This window comes from Proteus alimentorum, assembly GCF_002607735.1.
Lineage (GTDB): Bacteria > Pseudomonadota > Gammaproteobacteria > Enterobacterales > Enterobacteriaceae > Proteus > Proteus alimentorum.
Map to the genome: position 1 here is coordinate 339,085 of NZ_NBVR01000024.1, position 12,851 is coordinate 351,935.

At 35.3% G+C, this 12,851-nt stretch carries 11 protein-coding genes; 4 read left to right on the plus strand and 7 right to left on the minus strand.

Annotation, left to right across the window (positions count from 1 at the left end):
• Window positions 1-160 precede the first annotated feature (160 nt).
• On the plus strand, window positions 161-1,327 hold the full coding sequence (locus B6258_RS08365) for an MFS transporter (protein WP_099074867.1): 1,167 nt from the start codon (window positions 161-163) through the stop codon (window positions 1,325-1,327).
• A 211-nt stretch (window positions 1,328-1,538) separates the two neighbouring features.
• A complete protein-coding gene (locus B6258_RS08370) occupies window positions 1,539-2,117 on the plus strand; it encodes a DUF1287 domain-containing protein (RefSeq protein WP_240531558.1) in 579 nt (192 codons plus the stop codon).
• 478 nt (window positions 2,118-2,595) lie between these two features.
• Here B6258_RS08370 and B6258_RS08380 read toward each other — a convergent pair whose 3' ends face one another.
• Both B6258_RS08380 and B6258_RS08385 read right to left on the minus strand, forming a co-directional pair.
• A complete protein-coding gene (locus B6258_RS08380; protein ID WP_099074870.1) occupies window positions 2,596-2,979 on the minus strand; it encodes a YkgJ family cysteine cluster protein in 384 nt (127 codons plus the stop codon).
• Between the two features lie 405 nt (window positions 2,980-3,384).
• Window positions 3,385-3,729 carry a DMT family protein gene (locus B6258_RS08385; RefSeq protein ID WP_099074871.1) on the minus strand — a complete coding sequence of 115 codons (345 nt, stop codon included), beginning with the start codon at window positions 3,727-3,729 and terminating at the stop codon, window positions 3,385-3,387.
• A gap of 453 nt (window positions 3,730-4,182) precedes the next feature.
• On the opposite strand from B6258_RS08385, the gene umoC reads away from it, so the two are divergent.
• Window positions 4,183-4,587 (plus strand): lysozyme inhibitor LprI family protein, encoded by a 405-nt coding sequence (gene umoC / locus B6258_RS08390; protein WP_099074872.1) that lies wholly within the window; start codon window positions 4,183-4,185, stop codon window positions 4,585-4,587.
• 123 nt (window positions 4,588-4,710) lie between these two features.
• Here umoC and B6258_RS08395 read toward each other — a convergent pair whose 3' ends face one another.
• From B6258_RS08395 to B6258_RS08415, 5 genes are all read right to left on the minus strand, one after another.
• The gene (locus B6258_RS08395; RefSeq protein WP_099074873.1) at window positions 4,711-5,415 is read right to left on the minus strand and encodes a LutC/YkgG family protein; all 705 of its coding nucleotides are present in this window, start codon (window positions 5,413-5,415) and stop codon (window positions 4,711-4,713) included.
• Between the two features lies 1 nt (window position 5,416).
• Window positions 5,417-6,838: a LutB/LldF family L-lactate oxidation iron-sulfur protein gene (locus tag B6258_RS08400; protein ID WP_099074874.1), complete on the minus strand. Its 1,422-nt coding sequence runs from the start codon at window positions 6,836-6,838 to the stop codon at window positions 5,417-5,419.
• A gap of 12 nt (window positions 6,839-6,850) precedes the next feature.
• Window positions 6,851-7,570 (minus strand): (Fe-S)-binding protein, encoded by a 720-nt coding sequence (locus B6258_RS08405; protein WP_099074875.1) that lies wholly within the window; start codon window positions 7,568-7,570, stop codon window positions 6,851-6,853.
• Window positions 7,571-7,689: 119 nt separating this feature from the next.
• Window positions 7,690-9,216 carry an L-lactate permease gene (locus B6258_RS08410; protein WP_099074876.1) on the minus strand — a complete coding sequence of 509 codons (1,527 nt, stop codon included), beginning with the start codon at window positions 9,214-9,216 and terminating at the stop codon, window positions 7,690-7,692.
• A gap of 1,751 nt (window positions 9,217-10,967) precedes the next feature.
• The gene (locus B6258_RS08415) at window positions 10,968-12,128 is read right to left on the minus strand and encodes an MFS transporter (RefSeq protein ID WP_099074877.1); all 1,161 of its coding nucleotides are present in this window, start codon (window positions 12,126-12,128) and stop codon (window positions 10,968-10,970) included.
• 298 nt (window positions 12,129-12,426) lie between these two features.
• Between B6258_RS08415 and B6258_RS08420 the strand changes: the two genes are divergently transcribed.
• On the plus strand, window positions 12,427-12,717 hold the full coding sequence (locus tag B6258_RS08420; protein ID WP_099074878.1) for a putative quinol monooxygenase: 291 nt from the start codon (window positions 12,427-12,429) through the stop codon (window positions 12,715-12,717).
• Window positions 12,718-12,851: the final 134 nt, after the last annotated feature.

Sequence of the window (12,851 nt, forward strand, 5' to 3'; positions counted from 1 at the left end):
ATCATCATTTAAACGCTATATTCGCGTCTCCTGAATTTAGGGACGCCATCCACTGTTTTCACCTTTGTTTCTTTTATCTTTCCTAGATAAAAGAACAGCCTCTATCAGGCATCGAGGAAACAGCGCATCATCAACCGTTTTGATTGTGGAGACGAGGGTAGTGAAACAGAACACTACTTTGGTACGCAAAGGCGACAGTACATTAGTACCTGTGGCTGGGTTAACGGTATTTGCTATCGCGTCAGGCTATTTAATGAGTTTAATTCCACTGTCTATGAGCAGTTTTGGAATGGATACACTCTATGCCAGTTGGTTAGCAAGTATTTATTTTATTGGATTGTTAATAGGTTCAGTCATGATAGAACCTATTATTGCAAGAATAGGGCATCGCCTTTCTTTTGTTGTATTTTTATTATTACTGGCAGTGACTGTCGGTGTGTTGCCTTTAATGCCTTATTTATCAGCATGGATGGTTTTCCGTTTTATTGGTGGTATGGCGGTCGCAGGTATCTTTGTTGTTGTCGAGTCATGGTTATTAATTGGCGATAATCCTAAAGAGCGAGCTAAACGCTTAGGCTTTTATATGACCTCGCTTTATGGCGGCACAACATTAGGACAATTGGCGATTGGGGCGATTGGTACGCAAGGTGCTATCCCATTTATGGCGATATTAGTTTTGTTATTAATCGCCGTATTACCGCCTCTGCTTTTTAAACAAGGGCAACCGCAAGGGCATGATCATAAAAGTTTGTCACTCAAGCAGATGAGCCGATTAAATAAAGCAGCTTTAGTCGGCTGTATGGTATCTGGTGTCGTGATGGGCAGTATTTATGGCATGATGCCATTAGCTTTAAATCAAGGGCAGTTTACAACAGACCAAATTGGTGTGTTGATGGCAGCAATTATTTTAGGCGGAATGGTGGTTCAGCCTATTATTAGCAAATTGTCTGTGATGATAAGCAAAACATTGTTATTAGCGATGATGTGTTTAGTGGGTGTTTTTGCTATGGGACTGACTTATCTTTCTAGCGATTATATGGTGCTTATTATTGCATTAGCGCTATTGGGAATGTCTTCTTTTGCACTTTATCCTATCGCTATTACATTGGCGTGTGATCATGTGAACGCGAGTTACATTGTAGCTATTACACAAGTGATGCTATTAAGTTATAGCATTGGCTCTGCTATTGGGCCTTTAGGTGCAGGGATGTTTATGGCTCAAGCCAATAACGGCATTATGAATTTCTTCTTTGTGGTGTTATTAGTGACAGCAATTTACATGTTGTTTGCAAGTTTACGCCGTAAAAGCCATATTGTGTTGAACTAAACTGTATTCTCTTACTTGTTCTCTTTCTTATTCTCTTATTTATCAGCCGAGCTTACCCTAAAGGTGGCTCGGTTTTTTTATATCTACTCTAAAAATGAATTAAGATTTCCCCGATATTTTTATGTTGTGCTCTATTAGTATAAACAGATAACGTTATTTCTTTCTTAAATAATGGATTTCACTTTTTCATGGAGAACAGACAGTGAAAATAATGAAAATTAGCGTTTTACTCTTACTCATTATTCCCTTTTCAAGTGCACAAGCGATAACCTCAGAACAAAATAAAAAGCTGGTGGAGTATGCGACTGACTTACCAAGGGCCGTATTTTACGACTCTGATTATCGTAAAATAGACTACCCAATGGGAGATGTGCCTGCTTATAAAGGAGTATGTAGTGATGTGATTATTCGTAGTTATCGTGGGATTGATATCGATTTACAAAAATTGTTGCATGAAGATATTAAAGCAAATTTTTCCGCTTACCCCAGTAAACGAATGTGGGGATTGAATAAACCCGATACGAATATTGATCACCGTAGGGTTCCCAATTTAGAAGTCTTTTTCACACGAAAAGGAAAAGTAAAACCGATTACAAAAAATGCAGAAGATTATGTTCCAGGCGATATTGTGAGTTGGCGTTTAGATAATGGACGGCCTCATATTGGCATTGTAGTAAATAAGAAAAGCGGGGATAACCAACGCTATCTCGTTATGCATAATATTGGGTTTGGGCAAGTTGCTGAGGATGTCTTATTTTCATGGAAAATAACGGGACATTTTACCTACTAAATAGGCAAACGAGGAAAATTTGAGGTATTTAATTTTTTATAAAAAATAGAATAAAAATAACAAAAGTAAAAATAAATCTAAAATTTAAACGATAAGTAAAATAATGCCCATACTGATTTTATCTCAAGTATGGGCATTATTTCTGGGGAAGAATATTTTCATCAGAAATATTCATAATTATTCCTCTAAGCCACCGAGTAACATACTAACGACCGCAGTAGAACAGATAAAAGAAAGGAAAAGGATAAAAAAAGAGCTACTGATCATAATGCCCTCCAAATTTATTGCTATTTTAAAATAAAAAACCTCACTAAATACACGTTATTAACTCATTACCTTATATACTAGGTCATTTAAAAATAAAGTCAAACTAACATATTATTTAATAATGATTTTTTGTGCTGTCATTTTATTTTTTTATAAAAAAGCATGAAGGATGGTATTAAATGATCAGGAGGGGCTTAACCCCTCTGATGTCTTACGCGGTGTGAGGCAGGGTGATGTGGGTTAATGGAGGTAAACCATAAGCCGCTCTCGCACGATCACAAGCTTCATTTGGGATGCCATTTACCCAAGATTGTTGAAACTCACGACAAGGAGAAGGGCGTTGTTCGTAGATAGAACAACTTACACACTCTCCGACTTCACCAATCAGTTTGTCACAGCGTGGTTTTTTAGAATTCGTTCCTTTCATGCAAGAGAGAAAAGGCGTTAATGGTTCTGTTAATTCATCTGGAACCACACCTCCACCACTTACCATTTCTGCCCAATAGAACGAAACTCTAAAATAGGCGCAACAAGCACCACAATGCATACAGGGATTATCCTGCATATAAATAAAATCGTTAGAATGTTTGCTCATACCAGATACCATTTTATCTGACGTTAAAGTGATAAAACGCACGTTTTAAGAGTGCGGTAGTTTAAGAGAGGCAAAAAAGACAGAGAAACGATGCTTCTCTTAGAATAATCATTATGCGCCGAATGAAAAATATTTTTCAAGAGAAATATTTCTGTATATAGAATATATTTATTACAAAGCAGACTATTATTTTGGAAAAAACGTCTGAGTAGACTATATAACTTAATGATAAGTGATGGTGTTATTTAATTCTCTGTAAAAATCACACTATAAATAGTATTAAAAGTAATCAGAGTGTTAGATTTTGAATCAAAAAAGCCTTATCGGTTTTGATAAGGCGGTAATAAAACAAGCTTAGATAACATGCTGAAAAAATGAGCTAATGATATCTACTAATCGATTTTTCTAAAAAGGCCCTTTAAAAATAAATAAAGCGCCTGCACCAATTAAAAGAAAACCAATAAAATGATTTAATGTAAAATTTTCCCCCAAATAAGTGACAGAAAAAATAGCGAAAATAGTTAAAGTGATTACTTCTTGTATGGTTTTTAATTCCGCTGCACTGTAGTAATTATGGCCAATGCGATTTGCGGGTACAGCAAAACAGTATTCAACAAATGCAATCAACCAGCTTAAAATAATGACAACAATAAGGGATTTATTGCCATATTTTAGATGCCCATACCAAGCAAAGGTCATAAAAATATTGGAAATTATGAGAAGAATAATGGGGGTAAATTTATAGAGCATATCGGTGATACCATTGGTCGTTTTTAGGTGGAAATTGCCAATAAGAAGGATATGAGATTACTGCAAAAAAAGTGGATTTTCTATTGCTATGCTGAGAAAAAAATAGTGAAAATTGAAACAGTAGACTTTTTTTCGGTATAAGAAAATTTGTTATTTTTTCAATTAAAAGCAAAGTTAAAGTAGTAAATGACTATTTTAAAAATTATTGGCTGAGTTTTAATCGATTGATATTGCATTAAATAATATTTAATTGATAAAAAATAAGCAAAATACGTTTAAATAGAAAAGACATTAATAATATTTTCTTATTATTACTCGATTGAAATCTAAATTTATCGAGTAAGATGCGATATATCCTAAAATGATACTGTTCGCACTAATATATGTGATATTCGTTATTTTATACATTATGTTGAGCATAAATTTTATTATAAATTTCTATAAGGAGTTCGCGTGAAACTAAGTTTATTTCTGCTCTCTTGTAGTTTACTTACAGTTAGCTTTTTTTCTTCGGCACAAGGCAAATACGATCCTTTAGCAAAATGTTATGAAGTGACCGCAAAAGAGCCGAGAACATCAGTGCAAACTTGTCTATTGGATGAATTAAAACTGACAGAACAGCAAATGAATATCATTTATGACAAAAGTAAAAGTGATCTTGAGGATACTGATTCTGTTGCAGCGAAAAGTGCCATTGATGCATTATCCAGTGCTCAACAGCATTTTATTCAATTTAGAAGCGCTGAATGTCAACGGCAATCCGCATTATTAATGGGGGGATCGGGGGCAGGAGATGTTTTACTCGCATGTGAAATAAAATTAAATCAATGGAGAGCAAAAAATTTACTGAATAATTAATTGGCACATAATAGAGAAAAACCCAAAAGCGATTAACTTATCTTTTGGGTTTGATTTAGGCGTCAATAATTGACTCTGACTGTTAGCGATTTTGTTATCGTTTTAACGTTATTTTATCTTGAATTAGCAATCTTCAATAATAAGATAAGCCGCATGAACAGGGCCATGAACTCCCCATACTTTAATCAATTCAATGTCAGCAGTAGAACTTGCACCACCAATTAAATTGATACAAGACGGCATTCTTATACCCTCTTGAGCCATCTTATGTAAACGCTCAGCAATTTGAGCCACTCGAGGTAAAATATCGCTTTTACGTAGGATAACAATTGAGGTTTCTGGTAATAAACTCACGGCTCGCCCTTTTTCAGGAGACGAAAATAAAACAATCCCACCCGATTCCGTTAAGCCCGCTTCAGCAAAAACAATCCCAATTTGAGAGCGTTCAGCATAAACAATATTTTCACGTCCAAGAGCCGGATCCCAAATATAAGTTTCGTATTTTTCGCTAACCGCTTTTGTGACGCCAAGTGCATCTAAACGCTCATCACCACTTATTACCACCGAGCCTTTACAATCATAACTTTCACAGAGCTCAATTAGGTTATTAATAACGTCATCAGGTTTGCTAACAACACATTTCACCATTTGAGTCTGAGCAAAGTCAGTAAATTCTTTGCACAGTTCATCTTGAGTTAAATTAGTTAAGCGTGTTTTCGCTAAATCATTCACTGGTGTAGGTTGTGGTTGTGGCTTATACGCAATAGGGCGTCCTAATTTTTCAGCAATAGTTTGCAGAAATTCATTACGGTTTTGTTCGTTTAACATATTATTTTTTTCCTTCTGCTTTATGGCGTTTAAACCAACTACGGAAGCTATAACCATCCGGTTTAGGGAGATCTCGCGATTCCATCCAATCGTTAAGAACACTGATTTTGATTGGTGTAGAACCATTTTTGATCATTAATCCCGCCATTTTCGCACCGACATTCATACCCACTTTCCAAAGGGCAGGGTGTGAATTGAGGTAGTTAAACATACCTGTGACTCGACGTTCTGCTTTTGGTGTAAGACCTGTTTCTGCCATTACACGGCGATGTTTTAAAATCAGTTGCGCTAAAGGAATTTTGACTGGGCAAACTACATTACACGCGTTACATAGTGAACATGCATAAGGGAGATCGTGGAAATCTTTATAACCCCCTAATAGTGGTGAAATTACTGCACCAATTGGGCCTGGATAAATTGAGCCATAAGCATGACCACCAATATTACGATAAGCAGGACATGTATTTAGGCAAGCACCACAACGAATACAACGTAAAATATCTTTAAATTGTGAGCCTAAAATTTCAGAACGACCATTGTCCACAATGACTAAATGGAACTCTTCAGGGCCATCAACATTACCGGCTTCACGTGGGCCAGTTACCCAAGTGTTATAACTAGTTAAACGTGAGCCAACGGCGCTACGACATAACATGGTTATCAATGGATCAACTTCTTCAAAGGTGGGAGCCACACGTTCCATCCCCATAACCGCGATATGGGTTTTAGGTAATGTTGTGGTCATCCTTGCATTACCTTCATTGGTAACTAAACAGACAGTACCCGTTTCTGCCACAGCAAAGTTACAGCCGGTGACGCCAATATCAGCAGAAAGGAAATCTTGTCTGATACGTTGTCTAATGAAAAGCGTCATGTCTTCTGGCGTTTCACTGCCTTCATAATTGAGTTTTTCATTTAAGACTTTGCGAATTTGATAACGATCTTTGTGGATCGCTGGAACCACGATATGAGATGGTGGATCATTATCTAATTGAAGAATATATTCACCGAGGTCTGTTTCGATGATCTCAATGCCTTCATTTTGTAAGGCTTTATTCATCCCAATTTCTTCGGTGACCATTGATTTAGATTTTACAATCTTCTTCGCGTTTTTCTTTTTGGCAATGTCACAAATATAACGAGAGGCATCTTCTGCTGTTTTAGCAAAATAAACATGGCCACCGTTTTCAGTGACTTTTTCGGATAATTGGTAGAGATAAGCATCTAAATTTTCAAGAACATGGTTACGGATTTGTTCAGCGCGATCACGCCACTCTTCCCAATTACCCAGTTCCTTCACCATGATTTGACGGTTAGCCCCAATACGCTCTTGCGCCATAACAACCGCATTACGCATGATCGTGTCTTTCATTTCATGTTCTAGACGAGGTCTGAAATCTATATCACTGGTTTTGATAGACATAAGCAGGCTCCCTTATTGGCTCATTAAAACTTGTGCAATATGCAACACTTTTACAGGACGTTTCTCACGACTTAAACGACCTTGAATGTTGATTAAGCAACTTGTATCGGCACCAATGACATAATCAGGGCTCACATCCATAATATGTTTTACTTTTTCAGTCACCATCTCACCTGAAATTTCAGACATCTTCACGGAGAACGTTCCCCCAAAGCCACAGCAGGTTTCTGAGTTTTCAAAAGGCAACATTTCAAGACCTTCAACATGTTTTAACAGTGTTAAAGGCTCACTGACGACACCTAACTTTCTGGTTAAACTGCAAGATGGGTGATAAACCGCTTTTCCTGGTAGGCGAGCACCAACATCAACAACACCAAGGGTGTTAACAATAAAGCTGGTTAAATCAATCAGGCGATCGGCAACACCTTGTGCCCGTAATGCCCATTGTGGTTCGTCAGCAAGATAAGTTGGGTAACCTTTAATAGCATAAGTACAGGAGCCTGCAGGTGAAATAATGGGATAGTCGTTCACTTCCAATGTTTCAATTAACGATTTCATGGCAGGTTTTGCGTTATTGACATAACCGCTATTAAGCGCTGGCTGACCACAGCAACCTTGGCGTTCTTGAAATAAGACTTCGCAGCCTAATTTTTCAAGTAACAAGACGGTGTCTCGGGCTGAATCTGCTTTCAGCACATCACCAAGACAGGTCGCATAAAAATTAACTTTCATTAATCGAACTCCAAAACATCGCTCAGATGTTATTATTTTTGCTAAAGATAAAATTCTTTTATTGCTTCGTTATAAGAGGAGAAAGGAGTGGGGTGAACACGCTCCCTTTTCCTGATTAATTAATTCATTAAATGATAAATAATGCCGATCTTCGCCCCAAGAATAACGATATAGGCGATACAGTATTTTAAGGTTTCACGCATAATGGCACTGCTTTGCCCATCCATTTTTGTCGCTGAAACTGCAATGGCGATACTTTGAGGTGAAATCATTTTACCGCCCGTTGCACCAGAGGTATTGGCTGCGGCCAGAATGAATGGATCAATATTTAGTTTAGCGGCTGCACTGGTTTGTAACTTACCAAACAGTACGTTAGAGTTTGTATCACTACCTGTTACGAAGGTGCCTAATGCACCGATCACTGGAGCAATAAAGATAAATCCTGCACCTGTGAAATCGACTAAGGTTTCCGCGATACTACCAATCATGCCACTGAAATCCATAACGGTTGCCATCGCGACGATTGCTGTGATGGCAATAATGGAATTTTTTAGTTGGACAGTCGTTTTAACCAGAACAGAGATAAGTGTTGAAACACTTGCACCTTGAATGGTGCCCCCCACAAAGCTGGCAAGAATAATTAATACCCCCGGTGTACTTAACCAAGCAATGGTTTGATATTCCGTTTGTGTTTCACTTAATACAAATGGGATCTTCGTTGAGATAGAACCCGCCATGCTTTGGATCGCAGGGAATAAAGGTGAGCATGCTAAAATAAAGATAAAGGTAAATAGATAAATAGAACTTGCTACTAACAGCGCTTTGCCTGTGTGCTTTTTGACACTTTTTTGTTTATCACCACTGTTTTTCATGCGTTTAGCAAGGAAAATAACCACAATTAAGCTGACTAAGCTACCTGCAAACGCCGGTAATTCAGCACCTAAATTAGCAGCAACGATATATTGAGGGATTAGTGTACTGATACCACACATTAAGGTAATAAATCCGACACCTTTAATCGCTTTAATTCCACCACCCGCAATGGCAACGATGACAAAAGGCAATACGATATTAAATAACCCCAACTGAATAATAATTGTTTTACTGAGCACTAATACATCAAGCCCAGTGTTTTGCGCTAAAATTGAAACGGGAATACCGACCGCACCAAAAGCAGTAGGAACCGTATTGGCAACTAAAGAGGCAACGGCTGCTTTAAAAGGATCAAATCCAAGTGCAATTAAAATACCGATAGGAATGGCAACCGCAGTACCATAACCCGCAACCGCTTCAAGAAAGCCCCCAAAACACCATGAAATAAGCAGAACTTGCACTCGCTTATCATCACTTATACCAGCCAGTACATCTTTAAGGACATCCATGCCACCTGTTTTTAACATTAAGTTATAACTATAAATAGCCGCAAGAATAACGATGATGATTGGCCACAATCCTTTAACTGCACCATAAAGGACTGAGACAGAAGCAAATTGAATGGTGTTGTTCCAATGGAAAATAGCAAGCGCAACGGTTATCACTAAAGACACAAGCACGGCATGGTGAACGGCTGATTTCATTTTTAAGATCATGAAAATCAAAACGGCTAAAGGCACAATGCCTAATAAGAATGATAGATAGTCTGACATGATTATTTTTATCCTTAAGTTTGCAATTTTTATCGTTTATAACTGCGTTGGCAAACCTATAAGTTGGTCATTATATAATTGTGTAGGGTACTAGGTTTTATTAATGCTCTACTTTGCTGAAACGATAAATCATAAATAAAAAAAGATAGTTACTAACCTAAACAATGAAAAATATCATCACTTAGGAAATTGTCAGGTTAGATTAGTTGGCTATTGTAGGGAATATTTATTGAGATGTAATAGAATAAAATCAATTGTGTGACAAATATAAAAAAATTCCTTTTTTCTCATTATTTGCTTGTTAGTTGTCGCATTTTTTGATGTTCGTCAATGTAATTGAATTGATAATGTTGTTAATAAATTGGGTTTTGATGAAAAAAAGAACGATATTGATGGTTTTAGCTATGTAATAAAAAGATGAATTTAAGTCTAAAATGCCATTTTTTAGGATAAAAATGACTGCCTATACTCAAAATAAACATAAAATAATTTAATGTGTTGTTTTTTGAGTTATTTTATTAACAAATAGGCTAAAAATTTTTTATTTCAATATTTTATTGTTCTAAATTTTTCTGTTTTAATTATTTAAATTATTGTTTATTATATTTTTATAATACTCTTTTTTGCTATCAATATTATCTTAATTTTATTTTTGATTTTATTTTTTTTGTTTTATTTTTTCGATATGTATTATTTTTTTATATTGTTTTTTATATTGTTTTTTATTTCTGTTTTTTTCTTGTTTTTGTTTTTAAAATATAGGTGTTTTATTTCATTCTAAATTTTTTCTTTTTTTATTTAGTGAAAAATATAATTTATTACCTCTTGTTTATTTTTGTTTATTTTTAATTTAATAATTTGAATTATACAAAGTTAATATTTTTATATTAATTGTTTAAATAGATTAAAATATGATTTTCTCATCAATGATTGACTTCTTTTTGTGTCTAAAACCGTGCAATAACTCGCTTTTAAACTGAATTTAATTGTAATACAAATCAGCAGGATAATGAATTTATGATGAGTAAAATAAATAGTAAATGAGAATGGTTCTTCCTAATCATCCTCAGTTAAAGATATGGTTGAGGTGATCTTGATCGTATTGATAAAAGTAAAAATTCTATTTTTTTTATGACGGAAAAACGCAAAATCAACCTTATTTAATAATAGAAAAATATTTATTTAAGGGTATTTCTTACCCGTTTTAAAGTGTTTAAGTTGACTGTTATAGAACAAAGACAAGAGATGAAATACTTTTGAAGTAATCGTCTCATTTTTAGATGGAATATTTATTTTATCCAGTTAATTGTCATACAAATATTCAAAGTAAAAAAAGTGATTAAAATGTGAGTTTACAGATAATTATTTTCGTTTTAACTACGTAATAATCTCTAGCAGAATGTTCTCTTTAGAATGTGAATGTATTGCTGTCTGTGTTAGCGCTATAAACTTATCTCACAATATGTGGCATTACCCTGAGGTTATTATGGGAGTATTAATGGTGAAAAGATTATTTTCATCATTAAATAGCCCTGTTTTGATAACAGAAATCAGTGATTATGTTAGCGATGTTTTAGGATTTAACATTTGACGCGCTCTATAACCGCTGAAATAAGTCGGCAAATACAAACAATTTGTCTGATATTGGTAAAATTGTTTACATTTTATTGGCGATGTTGTTACACATAAAAAAAAGAACCAAAGTGTGAACTAGGTTCCTTTTTTTAGTGAGTATGAATAGGCGTTAAAGACTAAGCCAAGCTTTTTTGTGGTTCTCTTTTCACTTTAAATTGAGAAAAAACCAGTAATAAACCAACAATGGCAACTAAAGCCGCGCTTAAAGGAACAATGTTATAACTGTACTTTAAAGCAACTCCACCAATCACCGCTCCAATAGCATTGCCTAAATTAAATGCACCGATATTGACTGAGGAGACTAAACCCGGAGCATCATGGGCTATCTGCATTGTTTTTATTTGTAGTGGTGGAACAAGGGCAAAGCTTGCCACACTCCAAATAAAAAGAGTGATAATCGTTAAGAGCATATGGCTTGAAATCAAGGGTAAAAGGATCATTGATAAAATCAGCAATATAAAAAATATCACCAATGTTCTATCAATTCCTTTTGCCGATAACTTACCCCCTAAGTAATTACCTACGGTAAATCCTAATCCAATCACAACAAGTAACATTGCCACATCGCTTTCGCTGACATGAACGATATTAATAAGGAAAGGGACAATGTATGTATAAAGAGCAAAAAGAGCAGCGGCGCCAAATACGGTAGTCAGTAGTGCTAACACAACAGGTAAACGAGTGAGTACTTTTAATTCATATTTGATATTGGGCTTATTTCCTTTAGGGATCGCAGGAAGAAGCATTAATAAACCAATCAATGTCACAACACCCAATCCAGAAATAAGAACAAAGGCTAAACGCCAGCCATAAATTTGACCAATCCAAGTAATAAAAGGAACACCAATTAAGTTTGAAAGTGTTAACCCCATAAACATAGCGGCAACGGCAGCAGCCTGTTTATGTTTTTCAACAAGACTTGCGGCTACCACTGATCCAATACCAAAAAAAGCACCATGATTAAGGCTGGTTATTAGCCTTGCAACCATTAATCCCCAATAGCTATCAGATTGTGAGGCTAATAAATTGCCTGCAATAAAGAGTAATAATAGAAAAACTAGGGCATGTTGTTGGGTTAATCGACCTAAGCCCAATGTTATAATAGGAGCGCCTACCATAACACCTACAGCATAACCTGTAATAAGACCACCAGCCGTTGTGATCGAGATATTTAACCCTGAAGCAATATTAGGTAATAATCCCATTGGTGTAAATTCAGTGGCTCCTATCGCAAATGCCCCAGTAGCCAGAGCTAATAACGGGAGAAAGGTTTTCATCGAGCATCCTAATAAGGTGAATAATAAATTTAAAATTTAATAGGGTGCTAGTGTAAAGAGATAAAAAAGTGCAATAAATAAGGCAAAAAACAATAGACTATTGCTTTAATCGCAATAATGATGGTGTGTTTATATTATTGAATGGCTTTTTAATAAAAATAATAATCATTATGACAATAACAATACCTGCAACTTATTTTTGCCTAAATGTAAATAATGAAATGAAGAATTATGCTAGAGTCATTTCAGGTTGTTATTTGTTTGTCATTTACATTTATGTTGGAATACAGGATTTTATATGAATAATATCAGATTGATAGCCACGATTGTGGCAAAAGAAAATCATGAACAGGAAGTGTTATCTGCTTGCAAAGCAATGATAAAGCCAAGCCATAAAGATGAGGGTTGTATCCAGTATGAGCTTCATAAGGATACCACTCAACCAAGAACATTTATTTTCTTTGAAATATGGGAAAACCAAGCTGTTATTGATAAACATAATGAAACGGCACATATGAAGGCATTTATTGAAAATTTAAAAGATAAAATTGATTCACTAGAGATTAAATTTATTGAGAAATTAGCTTAATGCTATTTTTCCTCAGTGAGTGCGTTAAGCAGGTATACCATTAAGGTCTATCTGCTTATTTTTTAGGATAGACATGACTTATAGTGGATTATGACTAATAACTCACTATTTCTCTCTATTATTAACTTAATTGC